Annotated in this window: 16 protein-coding genes and 3 riboswitches; of the genes, 9 read left to right on the plus strand and 7 right to left on the minus strand. The window is 37.8% G+C overall.

Features of this window, described 5'->3' with window-relative positions; all coding sequences use genetic code 11:
- Window positions 1-262: 262 nt before the first annotated feature.
- Complete coding sequence (locus ACIQ38_RS16490; protein ID WP_402825381.1) at window positions 263-1663, minus strand: purine-cytosine permease family protein; 1401 nt, start codon at window positions 1661-1663, stop codon at window positions 263-265.
- Between the two features lie 290 nt (window positions 1664-1953).
- A riboswitch (Lysine riboswitch) is annotated at window positions 1954-2138 on the plus strand.
- Window positions 2139-2265: 127 nt separating this feature from the next.
- Between ACIQ38_RS16490 and ACIQ38_RS16495 the strand changes: the two genes are divergently transcribed.
- The 4 genes from ACIQ38_RS16495 to ACIQ38_RS16510 all read left to right on the plus strand — a co-directional run bounded on the left by ACIQ38_RS16495 (window position 2266) and on the right by ACIQ38_RS16510 (window position 7025).
- Window positions 2266-3108: a transporter substrate-binding domain-containing protein gene (locus ACIQ38_RS16495; RefSeq protein ID WP_402825383.1), complete on the plus strand. Its 843-nt coding sequence runs from the start codon at window positions 2266-2268 to the stop codon at window positions 3106-3108.
- A gap of 274 nt (window positions 3109-3382) precedes the next feature.
- The gene (locus ACIQ38_RS16500) at window positions 3383-4135 is read left to right on the plus strand and encodes an amino acid ABC transporter permease (RefSeq protein WP_402825386.1); all 753 of its coding nucleotides are present in this window, start codon (window positions 3383-3385) and stop codon (window positions 4133-4135) included.
- Window positions 4136-4153: 18 nt separating this feature from the next.
- A complete protein-coding gene (locus tag ACIQ38_RS16505; protein ID WP_402825389.1) occupies window positions 4154-4888 on the plus strand; it encodes an amino acid ABC transporter ATP-binding protein in 735 nt (244 codons plus the stop codon).
- 970 nt (window positions 4889-5858) lie between these two features.
- Window positions 5859-7025 (plus strand): TraB/GumN family protein, encoded by a 1167-nt coding sequence (locus ACIQ38_RS16510; protein WP_402825392.1) that lies wholly within the window; start codon window positions 5859-5861, stop codon window positions 7023-7025.
- Window positions 7026-7072: 47 nt separating this feature from the next.
- Here the strand turns inward: ACIQ38_RS16510 and tatA are convergent, their stop codons facing one another.
- From tatA to ACIQ38_RS16540, 6 genes are all read right to left on the minus strand, one after another.
- Window positions 7073-7276, minus strand: coding sequence for a twin-arginine translocase TatA/TatE family subunit (tatA, locus tag ACIQ38_RS16515; protein WP_402825395.1), 204 nt, complete (start codon window positions 7274-7276; stop codon window positions 7073-7075).
- 26 nt (window positions 7277-7302) lie between these two features.
- On the minus strand, window positions 7303-8058 hold the full coding sequence (tatC, locus tag ACIQ38_RS16520) for a twin-arginine translocase subunit TatC (protein WP_402825398.1): 756 nt from the start codon (window positions 8056-8058) through the stop codon (window positions 7303-7305).
- 471 nt (window positions 8059-8529) lie between these two features.
- Complete coding sequence (locus tag ACIQ38_RS16525) at window positions 8530-9063, minus strand: 1,2-dihydroxy-3-keto-5-methylthiopentene dioxygenase (RefSeq protein WP_402825401.1); 534 nt, start codon at window positions 9061-9063, stop codon at window positions 8530-8532.
- Between the two features lie 15 nt (window positions 9064-9078).
- Entirely contained in the window at window positions 9079-9696 is a 618-nt protein-coding gene (locus tag ACIQ38_RS16530) for a methylthioribulose 1-phosphate dehydratase (RefSeq protein ID WP_402825404.1), read from the minus strand.
- On the minus strand, window positions 9693-10358 hold the full coding sequence (locus ACIQ38_RS16535; protein ID WP_402825407.1) for a 2-hydroxy-3-keto-5-methylthiopentenyl-1-phosphate phosphatase: 666 nt from the start codon (window positions 10356-10358) through the stop codon (window positions 9693-9695). Before ACIQ38_RS16535 ends, ACIQ38_RS16530 begins: the two co-directional genes overlap by 4 nt.
- Before the next feature lie 5 nt (window positions 10359-10363).
- A complete protein-coding gene (locus ACIQ38_RS16540) occupies window positions 10364-11578 on the minus strand; it encodes a 2,3-diketo-5-methylthiopentyl-1-phosphate enolase (RefSeq protein ID WP_402825410.1) in 1215 nt (404 codons plus the stop codon).
- Between the two features lie 72 nt (window positions 11579-11650).
- Window positions 11651-11756, minus strand: a riboswitch (SAM riboswitch).
- Between the two features lie 176 nt (window positions 11757-11932).
- A riboswitch (SAM riboswitch) is annotated at window positions 11933-12087 on the plus strand.
- Window positions 12088-12160: 73 nt separating this feature from the next.
- On the opposite strand from ACIQ38_RS16540, the gene mtnK reads away from it, so the two are divergent.
- The 5 genes from mtnK (at window position 12161) to ACIQ38_RS16565 (ending at window position 18043) form a co-directional block, all read left to right on the plus strand.
- Window positions 12161-13351, plus strand: coding sequence for an S-methyl-5-thioribose kinase (mtnK, locus tag ACIQ38_RS16545; protein WP_402825412.1), 1191 nt, complete (start codon window positions 12161-12163; stop codon window positions 13349-13351).
- Window positions 13348-14400 carry an S-methyl-5-thioribose-1-phosphate isomerase gene (mtnA, locus tag ACIQ38_RS16550; RefSeq protein WP_402825414.1) on the plus strand — a complete coding sequence of 351 codons (1053 nt, stop codon included), beginning with the start codon at window positions 13348-13350 and terminating at the stop codon, window positions 14398-14400. Before mtnK ends, mtnA begins: the two co-directional genes overlap by 4 nt.
- On the plus strand, window positions 14400-15479 hold the full coding sequence (locus ACIQ38_RS16555; protein ID WP_402825417.1) for a sugar ABC transporter substrate-binding protein: 1080 nt from the start codon (window positions 14400-14402) through the stop codon (window positions 15477-15479). Before mtnA ends, ACIQ38_RS16555 begins: the two co-directional genes overlap by 1 nt.
- Window positions 15480-15540: 61 nt before the next feature.
- Entirely contained in the window at window positions 15541-17046 is a 1506-nt protein-coding gene (locus ACIQ38_RS16560) for a sugar ABC transporter ATP-binding protein (protein ID WP_402825419.1), read from the plus strand.
- Window positions 17021-18043 carry an ABC transporter permease gene (locus tag ACIQ38_RS16565; protein ID WP_402825421.1) on the plus strand — a complete coding sequence of 341 codons (1023 nt, stop codon included), beginning with the start codon at window positions 17021-17023 and terminating at the stop codon, window positions 18041-18043. The genes ACIQ38_RS16560 and ACIQ38_RS16565 overlap by 26 nt, the downstream gene beginning before the upstream one ends.
- Window positions 18044-18077 lie beyond the last annotated feature (34 nt).

The following is an 18077-nucleotide window of genomic DNA, read 5'->3' on the forward strand; positions in this document are numbered from 1 at the left end:
CAGCCTTTCTCAGGCCAAATAGCTACTCTTTTTCTTTATATATGTGGAAAGATATTGAAGTATATATGGTGGGGGTAGTATGAATGAAAAACCAATCAAATGATCAGCATACTATAAACACAACTTCGAAAAAAAGAGTGCAAATAGCGTGAAACGAATCAAATGCCTCGTCAAAAAGGCAACATGGAAATCAGTCAATAAATTGGATGGTGGGCTGATCGATTGGTTAGTAGCTGTTAAAGAGGCAATCAATTATTACCGATTAAGCAATATAATCTTCCTTAGGAATGTCGGTAGGTGTACCTTTGCTATAATACTTTCCTTTAGTAGAAATTGCTAAAATAACCGTGAGTATAGCTGCTAAAATAGCTGCAAAAAATGCCGCGGTACTTTGCAAAAATGAACCCATATATCCTAATGCGGCTATTGTACCTAAACCACTAGAAATAACTAGAGAAACGACTCCAACAGGATTCCATTTATATAAAAACTCATGTCGAGCTTCATAATAACGAGGTCCAATTTTAAGAAGCTTTTTCACAATCATTGCATCGGTAACTAATATAGCTGCCCAAGCAAGTAAAAAGACTCCTTGGAATGTCATTGCTGTATCTAAGTGATCTACAATTCCACCGAGCATTAAGCCTATTGCAACTAATCCCGAGACAACTACCCAAAAACGTCTACCTGGTGTAAATTTAAAAATATTCTCGAAGAAATTAGAAAGTGATAAAGAACTACTATATATATTTGTAACGTTTATCCGTAGTTGTGTTAACATCGTGAATAAGGCGCCGCCAATACCTAGTAGTAGAACAATATAAACTCCCGGATTTGGTTCACCTAAACGTACACCGAACCATATACCGAGACCCCCCATTACACCAAAACAGAAAATTTGAGGGATAAATCCAATAGCAAAAGATCCTAACTTAATATCTTTTGGCTTAAGAAAACGTGCGTAGTCCGAAGAAAGTAAAGCGGTAAGACCCATTATTCCATGATGCATCCCGATACAAAGCAGTAATGCTTGTCCACCCATTTGAACACCTTCTGGCATATACGTCCAAAAAGCTCCTTCATAAATGGAAGGTTTGTAGAATGACATAATAATGGCAGCCACTAAAAAAATACCGAAAATCGGTAGAGACCACTTTTGTAATTTATCAAGCTGTTTGATTCCAAACCAATTTAATGGAATGACTATTGATCCGAAGAAAATGATTAGTGCCCATTCTGGTAGGGCGGGGAAGAAGGTGTGAATTGCGGAAACTAAAATTAGTCCTTCAAATGCACAATACATGATGAAGTTTGTTGCATAAATGAATGAGGTTAACGATGCACCTATGTAACCAAAACCTCCACCTCTAGATAATAAATTGACATTCATACCGGATTTTGCTGAAAGATAAGCAATGAATGTTCCGAGTATACCAGCAACGATTATCGCGTATATGGAGGATATGATGGCATTGATGGCTCCAAATTGGAGTGCCATAACGCTTCCCATTTGAAAATAAAAAATTGCCGTTGCGATACCAAACGTGATGTTAGTAATACTAAACCAACCCATTTTTCTCTGATCTCGTGGCACTCTGTCTAGTGAATAATCATCTTTCATTTCTTCTGACACTTTGTGATCTGCGACTTGGACAGATCCCATAATATCAACTCCCTTTTTTATAGAAAAATTTAAAATGTAACTTCCATTTTGTTGCATAAAGATTCGTTCACCAATTCATCCGTTCTCCATTATACCAGAAACAGCAAGGTTTTATCAAATGCAGTGCTCAAAGAGATGTCTTTTTTAGTAAAAACTTTCCTATTGAAGAGTTATAAAACACCTTTCTTAAAGTTAAATTTTGGATGCCAGATATTAAGGGAAGAGCGGTTGACACATAGTATATGTTGTTGTAGACTATGAACAATAATTAAATACAACCTCACTTAAATAAGTGGGGTAGAGGCGCGATATTTATTAGTCCTTAGTGGAGTTTGAGAAGCAATGATACTAAGGAGAAGGAGATGTCGCCGAAGTTTGTAAATATTTCTCCGTATTACATGCTGGGTCTGCAGTGAATAATTGCAGGACTGTCCACTTTAAACGTCCCGGTTTATCGTGGTGTGCTATCTCATTTGGGTAAAGTAGAGGATTTAGGGCAACTATACAAATTGCGACCTGAGTTCATCTCAGGTCTATTTTGATAGATTGTCCTTTTTTATTGTTTATAAACATAGACTAAGAATAAAAGGGGAGAAATACACATGAAAAACAAATTATTAATGTTCACGATGTTCGTATCCGTATTGTTACTTTTGGCTGCATGTGGGACGGACAATACAGAAAAAACAGGATCGTCTTCAGAAGAAAGTAAGGATACATTTACAGTAGGCCTAGAGGCAGGTTACCCACCATTTAACTGGACTCAATTAGATGATTCTAACGGCGGAGTAAAAATTTCTGGAAACGCAGAATATGCGGGTGGATATGATGTAGAAATCGCTAAAAAGATTGCAGAAGGATTAGGGAAAGAACTAGTAATTGTAAAAACAGAGTGGGATGGATTAGTTCCGTCATTACAATCAAATAAAATAGACGCAATTGTTGCTGGTATGTCACCAACGGCAGAACGCAAACAATCAATCGATTTCTCTGACAATTATTACACATCAAATTTTGTTATGATTGTCAAAAAAGGCGGACCATATGAAAATGCTACTTCTATTCAAGATTTTAGTGGAGCGAAAATCACTGGTCAGTTGAATACTTCTCACTATGGTGTAATTGATCAAATCGAAGGTGTTCAAAAACAACCAGCTTCTGATAATTTCTCTGCAATGCGTGTAGCTTTGGAATCAGGCGTGATTGACGGATATGTATCCGAGCGTCCGGAAGGAATTAGTGCTTCTGCTGCAAATAAAAACTTTGCAATGGTTGAATTTACCGAAGGATTTGTTGCAGATGAAGAAGAAACTGCGGTAGCGGTAGGTCTTAAAAAAGGTAGCGAACTAACAGATCAAATAAATGAAATTTTAGCAAAAATTTCAGAAGAAGAGCGTCAAGAAATTATGGATAAAGCAATTCAAAATCAACCAGCTGCTGAATAATGAGGCAAGCGAACCGGCTGCTACTTATTGCAGTCGGTTTTTAACTTGAAGCAGCAAGTAGTAATTGCTGATTAGTCAGAGTAACCAACATCCTGTTGACCTAGTCCTCGGGAGGATGTCAGGGATTTTGAGAGGTACTAGAATGGAGTTAGCTTAAGATCGTCGCGTCCAGGCGACAACGGCTAACTGACCTGCATCACGCAGGCCTAAATGCAATACAAAATCTGGACGCAATTACGCCGAGGTGTAATTGATTAATTAAAGGAGTGAAAGTATGAGTATTGAGTGGATTATATCGATGATCATTGATAATTGGCCACTGTTTCTTCGTGGGGCAGGTATGACACTCTTAATCTCCATAATTGGTACTATAGTAGGTGCAATTATCGGTTTGTTAGCAGGTGTTATTCGTACAATACCTACGCCTGAGCGAAAAGTAAAAAGAGTTTTATTGAAAATAGTGAATATTATTCTATCGATTTATATAGAGTTTTTCCGTGGAACACCAATGATCGTACAAGCGATGGTTATATTCTATGGTTCTGCAATGGCATTTGGAGTAGATATGGACCGAACTGCAGCAGCTATCTTTATCGTTTCGATTAATACAGGGGCTTATATGGCAGAGATTGTTCGAGGTGGAGTTATTTCTATCGACAAAGGACAATTCGAATCTGCACAGGCGATTGGTATGAACCATATACAAACAATGCTTCATGTTGTATTACCGCAAGTAATTCGCAACATTTTACCTGCGACAGGTAACCAATTTATTATTAACATTAAAGATACTTCCGTACTAAATGTAATAGGGGTGACGGAACTATACTTCCAAACGAAAACAGTTGCAGGAATTAGTTTCAAATACTTTGAACCGTTTTTCGTAGCGTGTATTTTGTACTTTGTTATGACATATTCAGTAACATTAATACTACGTTACTTCGAAAGAAAATTAGACGGTCCTGAAAATTACAGTATGATTGGTCAACCAGCACAAGTAACCTTAACAAATACGAAAGAAAGCTAAAACGGAGGAGGAGCAGTAATGGCAAAAGTAATTGATATACAACATTTAAGCAAATCCTTTGGAGCACGTGAAGTACTAAAAGACATTGACTTCTCTGTGAATAAAGGAGAAGTCGTGAGCATAATCGGTTCATCCGGATCAGGTAAATCCACTCTTCTTCGTTGTATAAATCTTTTGGAAAAACCAAGTGGTGGTCAAATTATTTACAACGGTGAAAACATTTTAGATGACAAACATGATATCCATGCCTACAGAACAAATCTAGGGATGGTTTTCCAACAGTTTAACTTGTTTAATAACCATAATGTATTAGGCAATTGTGTCGTCGGGCAAGTAAAAGTACTAAAACGTTCCAAAGAAGAAGCAGAAAAGATAGCGATGAAATATTTAAAAGTTGTTGGGATGGATCAATACGTCAATGCAAAAGCAAGCCAGCTATCTGGTGGACAAAAGCAACGTGTGGCAATCGCGCGAGCACTTTCGATGGAACCAGACGTGATGTTATTTGATGAACCAACGTCGGCACTAGATCCTGAGATGGTAGGAGAGGTTCTAAAAGTCATGAAGGAACTTGCGGAATCAGGACTTACGATGTTAATCGTTACGCATGAGATGGAATTTGCAAAAGAAGTTTCAGATCGGGTTGTGTTTATGGATAAAGGGGTTATTGCAGAAGAAGGAAGCCCGGAGCAAATATTCAACAATCCAACACAAGAACGTACGAGAGAGTTTTTAAAACGCACGTTAAAATAACAAAAAACATCCATTTATGTTGAAACGTAGATGGATGTTTTTTTTAGATAAAAGCATATCCACTTGTTAAGCAAGTTGTTTGCCAAAGCTTCTTCAAACAACACAAAATGCGTCAACCTTTAGGGATAATGCGCCGCAAGGTATTCGCTAGCCACGTCTTGCATGCGCCAACTCGTGTTTCACACGAGTGTCTTATGACTGCGACTCATGCGGCCCGACACACTGCGGCAAATATATCCGAGCTAATTATCTGGAGAAGTTTACCCAATAAAAAATGCGCAACATTCTAGCCATTACTCGCAACATTGTATAGAATTCCCGCAACATTCTACCTCAAATGCGCAACATTATGGGGTAATTGCGCAACGTTGACAAAAATGAGTCACAGCCATCGTTGTCTCACTCCAAGTAAACTTGTTGTTATAAGAATTAGTTGCTTTCATATGCAATTTAGTTGCTCTCACGCCTATTTTGGTTGCTTTCGGAGTAGATTTAGTTGCTTTCCACAATCAATTGGTTGCCCTAAGCCATTTACTGGATACACTCCATGAAAAAATTAGCATCACATTTTGTTTTTAGCGAGCAGATACTCAATAAGTAAACAATTTCTATTGATTTTCACTGTAGACGGCGAACTCCTATCAAGACCAAAAGAATGAAGGTGTTACCACACGATGTGGCGCTCTTAGCCTTTGTTCTTCTGGGAGCAAAATGAGCCTTCACAAGGGTGAAAGCTCATCACTCAACCCACGGAAAGCGTCGGTCCTGCAGCGAAAATCATGGCGGACACTTTATTGAGCCCGCTAAGACGCATTATCCCTAAAAAGCCTAATTGTCACTTTTTATATTACCTTTACTAAATTAATAAAACATAATTGAAATTTACCCCAATCTGCTTCATTATTAACAATAGACAGTCTTTTGTGATGCATTTATGCAAAAGAAATATGCGCAACGAAGGAAGAAACTTGTGAGAGAAGAAAATATTACTCGTATAAACTTAGATGGTAAAGAATTAATATTAATCGGAACGGCACATGTATCTAGGCAAAGTGCGGAACAAGTAAAAGAAGTAATTGAAGCTGAAAGACCAGATTCTGTATGTATAGAGCTAGACGAACAGCGATATCAATCCGTGATGGAAGGAAGCAAATGGAAAGATACAGACATTTTTAAAGTAATAAAAGAAAAGAAAGCAACATTGCTTTTGATGAATTTAGCAATATCCTCTTTCCAAAATCGTTTAGCAAAGCAATTTGAGATAAAACCAGGGCAAGAAATGATCCAGGGGATTGAATCTGCAAAAGAAACAGGAGCAGAGCTAGTGCTTGCAGACCGGAATATCCAAATCACCTTTTCTCGTATTTGGCATAATCTCGGATTTATGGGGAAAGCCCAATTACTTAATGGAGTAATTTTTAGTATTTTTAGTAAGGAAACCATTTCAGAAGAAGAACTGGAAAAAATGAAAACACAAGACACGTTAAATGCAGTGCTTGCGGAGTTTACGGAATCCTTTCCAAGGTTAAAAACACCTTTAATTGATGAGCGAGACCAATATCTAGCCCAAAAGATTAAAGACGCACCTGGCAATAAAGTAGTAGCTGTTTTAGGTGCTGCACATGTTCCTGGTATTACGAAAGAAATTCATAAGGAGCATGATTTAGAAAAACTTACGGAAATTCCACCAAAGTCCATCGTACCGAAAATTCTTGGATGGGCTATACCGGCTCTATTAGTAGCTATTATTGTGTATACTTTTATGGCCAATCCAACAGCTGGTTTCGATCAAGCGTTAAGCTGGATATTATGGACAAGTAGCTTTGCCGCTATTGGAGCAGCACTTGCGCTTGGGCATCCACTTGCAATATTATCTGCATTTATCGTAGCGCCAATTACGACGTTACACCCGCTGATCGCATCTGGTTGGGTTTCAGGGATTGTTCAAGCATATTTCAGACGACCAAATGTCGGTGACTTTGAAACACTCTCAGAAGATGTTTTTACGATTAAAGGGTTTTGGCGAAACAAAGTAACTCGTATTTTATTGGTTGTCGTATTAACGAACCTTGTCGGATCTATCGGAACATTTATAGGTGGTGCCGATGTAATTCGAGTGTTCTTTAAAAATTTATAAAAATTACAAAAGCCAGCTATTCCAAAAAGGATAGCTGGCTTGTCTTATTAGTTTTTCTTTTTTGTGTCTGCTTCTTTGTCATCTAGCTTAAATTCTTCAGCTACATCATCCACAATATCTTTTGTCGAGTTTTTAAATTCTTTTAACGTTTGTCCAACTGCTCTACCTAACTGTGGTAATTTGGAAGGTCCGAAAACGATTAAAGCTATAATTAAAATGATGATTAACCCTGGTACGCCGATGTTTGGCATGGGATGTTCCTCCTCGCAATAATAGATTAGTTTTCTAAGCTTTCTTCCTCAAGCGCTTGTTTTGCTAGTTGCTTTTTATAGGACCAACTAGAAACAAGAATACTTATTTCAAAAAGTAATAGTAATGGCACAACGATGATAAAATCAGAAATAAAGTCCGGTGGTGTAATAGAAACCCCGACTACTACTAGTACAAAGTAGGAAACCTTTCTCATCTTTCTTAAACGATCTGGTGTTATAATACCCAACTTTGTTAGAAATAAAATAATAACTGGTAGTTCAAAAACAATACCCACTGGAATAATTAAGTTAAACATAAATGTAAAGTATTGTTGCATTCCGTAAGTCTCTAATGCCCCAATAGAATCATTAATATTGGACATAAAATTCAACATAAGCGGAAAAAGTATAAAATAACTAAAACTTATCCCTGCTAAAAACAAAAAGAAGGAAACTGGGATAAAGTAAATCGTTCCTCTAGCTTCTTTTTCCAATAGACCTGGCTTTACAAATAACCAGATTTGGTACATTGCAATTGGCAAAGTAACTAAAATAGCTAAAATTAAAGCACACTTAACGTAGATCATTAGGCCATCTGTATAACCAAACACGTTCCATTCAACATGCGCCGCTGTTGGTTGTTGCTTTATAAAAGTCAATGTTTTTGGAGCAAGCCAAAACCCTAAAGCAAGTGAAAGAATAAATGTTGTTGCTATAATGATAAGCCTTTTGCGTAGTTCTGTTAAATGTTCAACAAGTGTCAATTCTGGTTCTTGTGTCATTTGGTTTTACCACCCCATCTTCTCAAACAAAGTGAAATTTGCTTATTTTTTATTAAGAAAAACTAGTAGTATCCATTTACCTGAAAATAGATTCAATTAATGAGTAAATTAGACTTACGTCACCTTCACATTATACTCTTTCCAATGAATTTGTAAATAAAAGTACTCCCTATTTACCTAATTAACAATAGAACTAACCAATAGATAGGAAGAATATTCAATTACGTAGACAATTTTAGTGTAAGTGAATCAGGTAGAGGAATGGGACTGTTAGGAAAGATTCTTTAAAAGGGCATTTCTAGCGATTTTCTTCTATAGATAATGGTGAGGGTGTACGATGGAAAGACAAATGCAATTAGATTACGGAGAAAAGAGAGGTTGGTCGTGACATCAGTCATGATCTACCTCTCTAAAAAAATGTATGTCCTTAGTCCAAGGAAAAGATTGAAATAGGTCTTTTCTTGTTCTTAATTAACTTTGCGCAACTTCGTCTTGGTATACTGGTACCCAGCCTTCTGTTGTCACGAAAATGCGAACTGCAACTACTTTGCGATCTTCTGCAAGCGTGAAATAATGTGTGATATTCTCAGGTACAGAAATTAAGTCTCCAGGAGTTAAATGTACTTCAAAGAAACGCTCATCTTTTCCTTGGATGATAAACACCCCGTGACCACTTACGATATAACGAACTTCATCGTCCGTATGAATATGTTTGCGTTCGAAGTTTTTCAATAGCTCATCTAAATTAGGGTTAGAATGGGATAATGAAATTATATCGGATGCTTGGTAGCCGCGTCGTTTAGAGATATCATCAATTTCTACTTGAAAAGCTTGTAAAATTTCCTCTTTTTCTGTATCGCTAAGATCAAATTTCTCACGAAGATGCACTGGTAACTTTTCAATATCCCAATGTTCATACACAACTTCTTGGCTTTCTAAAAATGCTGCCACCTCGTTTTGTGCTTCAATTGTTTCATTTGTTCCTTGAATTTTAATAATAGCCATTTCAATCTCCCTCTCTTATTTTGATTTTATCTGAAGTAATGCTAATTGATACTGAAATAAAAACTCACAAGCTTCTAGTAGTTTTTTTGCTTCGAAACCGTCCTTGCCCCAAACGGTAATCCCGTGATTTCGGATTAATACGGCTCCTTTATCGGCATGTATATGAGAAGTAAATTCTTCCGCCAGGCTTGGAATATGTGCATAATTTGGGATGATCGGGATGGACAGCAATGCATCCTCGTCCCATAAATCAAACGCTTTAATAAGTTCTTGACCTTGAAAGTCAATTTTCCCATCATCACCGTATATTTCTGAAATAACATTGTTCGCGACTGTATGAATATGAAGACTACAGCCAGCAGATGTCTTGCCGTATATGGCACAGTGTAGTAATGTTTCGGCAGAAGGTTTTAAATCGGTCTCTTCCACTGTATTTCCGAAACCATTTACAAGTAAAAAGTCTTCCTTTGTTCGCTTCTTCTTATCTTTTCCACTAGCTGTCACTAAAAATTGTAGTGGTTGATCGCTCACTTTTATTGCTAAATTTCCACTCGTCCCCATGAACCAGTCTCGTTTAGCTAGTTCGTCTTTTATGTCTGCTAACTCATCCCATTTTCTTTCTAGTGTTGTCATACTTCTACACCTAACTTTGCATCTAATATGTGCATGACATCATGGAAACTTTCAAAAGGTTCGTACGGAATATTGAGTTCTTCGCATTTCTCAATGAGGAAATCCCGTGCGATGACAATGTCCGCTAATTTTGCAGCCTCTAAATCTGTAATAGAATCTCCAATAACAACACTTAACGTATCACTGCCTTGAAGCTTACGAATAATAGATGGCTTACAGCAACCACAACCTTGGTTCGTACATTGCTCATCACATCCATGTGGAAAGTTAATCCGTATCGAGTCTCCCGAAAAGTCCGATTCATTGCAATAAATATCGGAAAATGGTCCGAATGGTTCAAGCATCGGCTGCACGAAAAAATCGATTCCACCACTCACGATATAAAGTGGAATATTGTTTACTTTTGTATAAGAAACAAATTCTGCAAAACCTTCACGAATTTGCGCTTGCTCAAGCAAATAAGAGTTAATTTGCTCTTTCAATGAAACAGGAAGGAGTGCAAACATATCCGATACACCTTCACGTATCGATTGCTTTTGCCCCAAAATATTCTCTTTAATCGGCAAATATTCTGGAGGTGCAAATTTTTTCATAATCGAGATGATATTATCTTGCGTTGTAATAGTGCCATCAAAATCGCAAAAGATAACTAGTTTCTTCATAGTATTTACCCCCATAATTCGATTGCTGACTTGAGTTCAGCATGCTGCTTTGCCGCTTCCGTAAGCGATATTCCAGCAAGCACGGCTTCCACAGCTTGTTTAAAGGCAAGTCCTCCACCAATCGCACCAGCAGGGTGTCCATGTACCCCGCCCCCAGCATTAATAATGCTATCAATTCCGTAGTCTTGCATTAATAGAGGTACTAAACTTGGATGTATACCTGCAGAAGGAACTGGGAAAGTTCGTTTTACGCTACTAGCTTTTGTTAGTTCTTCTCCTAAAGAAAGAGCTGCTTTTTTCTCAAGCGCAACACTACCATAAGGAGAAGGGAATAATGAAAAATCTGCCCCAGCATAGCGAGTTAATTTGCCTAGTAAAAGAGCTGTTGCAACACCGTAAAACGGGGAAGAAGTGAACGCTCCACTATAGGCTGGATGAGCCATAAATGGCAGTTGAATGTCATCATCTTCTACAAGTTCTTGGAGCACGTCCAACCCGTATGCATGGACATTAAATAATAAAGCATCTGCTCCAAGTTCTTTCGCTATTTTTGCTTTTTCGCGTAACTGTGTTGTCCGTCCAGATAAATTCACTGCATAAAGCGTACGATGTCCAGTTTCTTCATACACTTGGCGTAATACTTCCTGGGCGGTTGTAATTCGCTTTTCAAAAGGAGTGAGCGGATTGTCAAAAAGAATTTCATCGTCTTTTACAAGATCAACTCCTCCAAGAGCCTGATGTCGAAGTTGTTCTGCTAAATAATCGATATCCCGTCCTATGACTCCTTTGAATATGCTCATAATGAGTGGCCGATTATGTACATTTAACAAGTTTCTTATATGTTCAATACCAAATCTAGGTCCAGGAAACTTTGCTAAAAGCTCTGGAGAAAACTCTAAGTCTAATAGCTTTATTTCACCGTCTAATGATAATTTACCGAAAACAGTTGTTAAGATGGCAGGCAAATCAGCGGAAAAGTTAGCACTAGGATACTCTATTTTTATCTCTGCTCTAATTTGTTCTGGTTTAGATGGATGTTGTACATTTTCAAACTCCGTAATAGATACAACATTCCCTTTATGCTGTTTTAATTGTTGCTGTTCAAGTAAAGGTAAATCTGTCCAGGACCCAATCGTTAAACCTAAAGCAATGCCCTCTGCCTTTTTTTCGAATGATCCTGGATTTCCGTACAATTGATAAACAGAAGTTACTCCACTCATGTTATTAATCTCCTTTGTTGAATAAAGATAAAAAAACCTCTTCAAATAAGAAGAGGTTAAAGGTTTAACGACTTCTTATTTCTCAGTCAATTGACTGCAAGAATTAGCACCGTATCCATTCGTTGGACCGGTTGCCGGGTATCATAGGGCTCGTCCCTCCACCTGCTCTAAATAAGAAAATATATTTAATTAAGATTTCAGTTTATTGTCAAATTAATAATGATTATTTCATGCAATTGAAATAATGTCAACACAAAATTTAGAGTTTTTATAAAATTAAAAAAGTCTGTTGACATTCCTTTTTCGAATGTGCTAGGATTCTAATCAAATAACATTACGTTAAAAATAATAGCACTCTTATCAAGAGCAGGCTGAGGGTAATGGCCCGATGAAGCCCAGCAACCGACCGTAATACCGTTGTGAGACGGGGCGCTTTTTGCGCCGAGATAACATTCTCTTAAGGCACGGTGCTAATTCCATCAGAAAGGGAACTTTCTGAAAGATAAGAGGCGAGAAAACTCTTATTCTACGCCTCTTTCATTGGAAAGAGGTTTTTTATTTTGTAAAGAAAGGTAGAGAAAAATGACAATTGCAACGAAGAAACAATACGAGTCTTTAACAGAAGAGCAGGCAATAGTATACATCAAAGAACAAGGTCTATTTTCAAATGGATTGGAATTAGAATGTAGCGAAATTGGTGATGGTAATTTAAATTATGTATTTCGCATTCGAGATACTAAAAGTGGAAAAGGAATTATTGTAAAACAAGCATTGCCATATGCAAAGGTAGTCGGTGAGAGTTGGCCACTAACATTAAAGCGTGCACAAATTGAAGCGAATGCGCTAAAAAAACACGGGGAATTTGCGACAGGGCTAGTACCTGAAGTATATGTAATTGATGAAGATTTGGCGATTACAGTGATGGAAGACTTATCTCATTTGACCATTGCAAGAGAAGGATTGATCCGCCTGGAATCCTATCCAAAATTAGCAACAGATATTGGGGAATATCTTGCACAAACCCTATTCCATACGTCCGATTTTGCATTACATCCTTTTGAAAAAAAGAAACTAGTTTCAGAGTTTTCCAATCCTGAGCTATGTAAAATTACAGAAGATCTAATTTTTACGGATCCATTTTTTGATTATGAAACAAATGACTTTGAACCTGCGTTACGAGTAGATGTAGAAGCCATTTGGAGTAATGAGCTTTTAAAATTGGAAGTTGCCAAATTGAAGAAAAGCTTTTTAACAGAAACGGAAGCATTACTGCACGGAGATTTGCATACAGGTAGTATTTTTGCGAGTGAAACAGAAACAAAAGTAATTGATCCAGAATTCGCCTTTTACGGACCAATTGGCTTTGATGTTGGACTATTTCTAGCTAACTTGATCTTTCAAACGATTACAAGAGAAGGAGAGAGCCGAGTTGTAATCCATCAGCATATTGAAAAGACATGGGAAGTATTTTCGAGTAAATTTTCGGAACTTTGGAAAAAAGAAGCGGTTGAATCTTATAAAGATACTGAAGGATTTGAAGCGTATGTATTGGATAAAGTTTTCCAAGATACACTTGGCTTTGCTGGTTGTGAATTAATCAGACGTACAATCGGTTTAGCACATGTAAAAGATTTGGATGGAATTTTAGATGATGCAGAAAGAATTTCAGCGAAGAAACAAGCTTTACAGATAGGAGAATTATTCATCTTAAAGCGTAAAGAAATTAGTTCAATTCAATCAGTAATCCAATTACTCGAGGAGTTGCAAAAATGAGTATCCCCTTATCAATCAAATGGAACAACAATCGACTCGAAATACTAAATCAGCAGAAACTACCACTTGAAGTGGAATATATAACACTTGAAACGCTTGAAGATGTGTATGATGCCATCATCACATTAAAAGTACGAGGAGCTCCGGCAATTGGTATTACTGCTTCCTACGGACTAGCAGCAGCGGCACAGTATTACGAAACAAATTCTTTGGAAGACTTCCATCAATTACTAAACAAAGATACGCTATATTTGGCTGAATCTAGACCAACAGCCGTCAATTTAGTGTGGGCTTTAGAGCGATTACGAGTTGCAGTCGAGCATGCGGAAACTGTGCAAGAAGCGAAGAAGCAGTTGTTAGAAGAAGCGGATAATATATACGAGGAAGATGAGGCATCTTGTCGTGCAATTGGTGAATTTGCTTTGTCTTTACTTGAAGATTATACAAAAGTCATGACTATTTGTAATGCAGGCACAATTGCAACTGCGAAATATGGAACTGCCTTAGCACCTTTCCATTTAGGAGCTGAAAAAGGGAGGCAGTTTCAAGTCTTTGCTTGTGAAACGAGACCTGTATTTCAAGGGGCACGACTCACTGTATGGGAGCTTCAGCAATCAGGAGTAGATGTCACTCTTATTACGGATAGCATGGCTGCACATACGATAGGTGCAAAAGGGATTGAAGCAATAATTGTTGGAGCAGACAGAATTGCTGCAAATGGTGATACGGCCAATAAAATTGGGACACTTAACTTGGCATTATTGGCAGCCGCATATCAAATTCCATTTTATGTGGCGGCACCTTCTTCGACTTTTGATCTAACTATTGAGAGTGGTAAGACAATACAAATAGAAGAACGTCCACCAGAAGAAATAACACATATTGCTGGTAAACAAATAGCACCGGATAATACGAAAGTGTTTAATCCTGCCTTTGATGTGACACCTGCACATTTAATCACGGCGATTATTACAGAAAAAGGAATTATTTATCCAAAATATAATGAAAACATTGTAGCATTACTTGGTACAAATGAAGGAGAAGAATGATGAAAACGAAAATAGGTTGGTTAATATCAGTATTACTAATAGTTGGCATTGTATTGGCGGGATGTCAGCCAAAAAGTAATGCCAAAGAAGATACATCTGCGCCAAGTTCAGAAAAACAATCAGAAAATCCATTAGCGGGTAAGAAAATTGCACTTATATTACAACAAAACCTTGGAACTTTTTCAGCCCAATATATTGAAGGTGTAAAGGAACAAGTAGAGAACTTTGGAGGAACTGTTACCGTATTTAACTCTGAAGGTGACTTAGCGAAAATGGCATCGAATTTAGATGCAGCAGTTAACCAAGGAATGGATGGAATTTTAATAGATCACGGTACAAAAGAAGCATTAAACCAAGGTGTTCAAAATGCTGTCGACAAAGGAATTCCAGTAGTAGCATTTGACGCAGGTGTGGACGTAGAAGGGATTACTGTTTTAGAGCAAGGCGATCAAAAGATGGCTGAGATGACATTACAGAAACTATTAGAAGACGCAAATGGTGAAGCAAATATCGTGAAAATTTGGGTTGCAGGTTTTGCACCGATGGAAAGAAGACAAGTTGCTTACGAGCAGTTTTTATCAGAAAACCCAGGAATAAAGGAAATTGCAACATTTGGAGCGGCAACACAAAATACAGCATTAGATACACAAGCACAAATGGAAGCCATTTTAAAACAGTACCCGAACGAAGGAGATATTACTGCTGTTTGGGCAGCTTGGGATGAGTTTGCAAAAGGTGCCGTTCGAGCAATTGAACAAGCAGGTAGAACAGATATTAAAGTGTATAGCATTGATATGAGCGATGAAGATCTACAAATGATTCAAAAAGAAAATAGTCCTTGGGTAGCTTCTGCTGCAGTCGATCCAATGGATATTGGACGTATTCAAGTACGTTACCTATATCAAAAGATTAATGGTGAAAATCCAGAAGCTAATGTTGTACTAGATCCAGTGTTTGTCGATGCATCTAAACTTCCAAAAGAAACTGTGACGACGAATGGTTTACACGAGTTTATCGAAGGCTGGGGTGCGAGTGAACAAGGATATACAGATGCATTAAAAGAGTTGGAAAATCAATAAACTCAACTACTAGCAGCTGTCCTAATCAAGGGCAGCTTCTTTTTAAGAAAGGAGCATGTTTGTGACAAATCCTTTTCTTTCGATGAATTCGATACGTAAGTCATTTGGAAATGTGACAGCACTAGAGAATGCAATGTTTCACCTGGAAAAAGGGGAAGTACATGCATTGTTAGGTGTAAATGGCGCAGGAAAAAGTACGCTGATGAAAATATTATCAGGGGTGTATGAGCAAGATGAAGGAGAAATAGTGTTAGACGGTAAGAGCGTTCATCTACGTTCCCCAAAAGCGGCAAAAGAACAGGGAATTTACTGCGTTTATCAGGAAGTAGACACAGCAATTGTACCCGAGTTATCGGTTGCTGAAAATATTATGCTTGATACTATTGCGACCTATAACAACTTGTTTATATCGACTTCGAAACTAAACAAAGAGGCAAGCATTGCACTAAAACAATTACAGGCGGAGAATATCTCCGTACAACAACCTGCCCATAAACTGACTTTAGCTGAAAAACAATTAGTATTAATCGCAAGGGCACTTGTTAGTTCAGCTAAAATAATTATTTTCGATGAACCAACTGCTCCTTTATCACTTCATGAATCAGCTAAACTTTTTTCCGTGATTGATCAACTGAAAGCGCAAGGAGTCGGTTGTATATTTATTTCCCATCGACTTCCCGAAGTGTTTGAGATTAGTGACAAGATTACTGTCATGCGAGATGGGACGTTAGTGGACGTTTTTCAAACTGCAAATGCAACTGCAGAGGATATTATTGAAGCAATGCTTGGTACTTCCTTTCAGCAGGAGCAACATACTAGAAGTCACTCTTTAGGAGAAACGTTATTGGATGTAAAAGAATTGTCTGACCGGCATAAGTTAAACAATCTTTCATTTACCGTTTCAGCAGGAGAGATTGTCGGTATTGTTGGTCTAGTAGGGGCTGGCAAAACCGAGTTAGCGAAAGCATTATTTGGCTTAGAATCACTAACAAATGGAACCATGAAACTTTCAGGCAATGAAGTAAAAGTGACACATCCGAAAGACGCTATTAGTGCAGGAATGGCTCTTATTCCTGAAGAACGACGAAAAGAAGGCTTATTTGTACATGAATCGTTGCAAACGAATGCATCATTTCCAAACTTACGAAAGTTTTCTAACCTACTATTTATGAATAAAAGCGCGGAAAGAAGTTTTGCAAAGGATATTATTAAACGATTACAGATTAAAACAGATCATACCGAAACACCACTCATTCATTTAAGTGGAGGAAATCAACAAAAAGTAGTAATCGGTAAATGGACTTCACGAGATTCTATTCTTTATTTGTTCGATGAACCAACAAAAGGCGTCGATATTGGAGCAAAAGCGGATATTTTTAAGCTTATTCGAGATCTAGCGGAGAGTGGAAAGGGCTGTCTTTACTTTTCGAGCGAAATTCAAGAAGCAATTGGTATTTCTGATCGTATTTTAGTTATGTATAACGGTCAAATCGTGAAGGAATTTTCACGGGGAGAGGCGACCCAGGAAAGGATTTTGTTGTATGCAAGCGGTGGGAAAGAAGAATAAAGTAAAAGAAAATGGTATACAATTTCTATTTAAATATGGTGCTATTGCGTTATTGATTCTGATTATTTGTTATTTTAGTTCCATAAGTGAAGCTTTTTTAACTTATGCGAACTTTACTGATATTTTGCGTTCGATATCTATTGTTACGCTACTAGCCTTAGGGGTCACGTTTACATTAGTAGTAGGCGGGTTTGATCTGTCAGTTGGATCGACGATGTCGTTATCAACGGTCGTTACTGCCTCTTTAATGGTATGGTATGAAATGCCGCTCTGGCTCGTTCTCATTCTACCGGTTTTAGTGGGAGTTTTAGTAGGTGTCCTTAATAGTTTTCTAATTGTAGTATTAGGTATTCCAGATTTGCTTGCGACATTAAGCATGATGTATATCGTTGCTGGTTTTCATCGTACATATACAGAAGGTTATTCTATTTATAATAATATGCCACTTACAGCTGGTGGTACTGCCCCTGGTCAATTGTCGGAAGCCTTTCTTTGGATTGGTCAAGGAAGACTGCTTGGTTTGCCAGTTCCTGTGTGGATCATGCTAGGAATGGTGTTAATCGCTTATGTAGTACTCCATCATACTCGTTGGGGACGGGTTCTATATATGACCGGTGGAAATGCGGAAGCTGCAACGTTGTCGGGAGTGAATACACGTAAAGTGAAATTTGCAGCATATATTATTTCTGGAGTGTTCGCTTCTATGGCGGGTATATTGTTTACTGCCCGTGTTGGTTCTGGACAAATTGATGCTGGTGCACCTATGTTAATGGAAGCAGTAGCGGCGGTATTTGTAGGATACTCTGTTCTTGGTGCAGGGAAGCCAAATGCGATCGGAACGTTTTTTGGAGCGGCAGTGATCGGAATTTTGCTAAACGGCTTAACAATTTTAAATTTGCCGTATTACGCATTCGATATTATTAAAGGTGCCGTGTTAGTTTCAGCACTTGCTGTGACGTATGTTTATGCGAAAAAAAGATTTAGTCAAACAGGATAAATTTTGTGTCCCGTCTACTTGTTTTCTTTTCATA

The organism is Psychrobacillus sp. NPDC096389 (assembly GCF_044762855.1).
GTDB lineage: Bacteria > Bacillota > Bacilli > Bacillales_A > Planococcaceae > Psychrobacillus.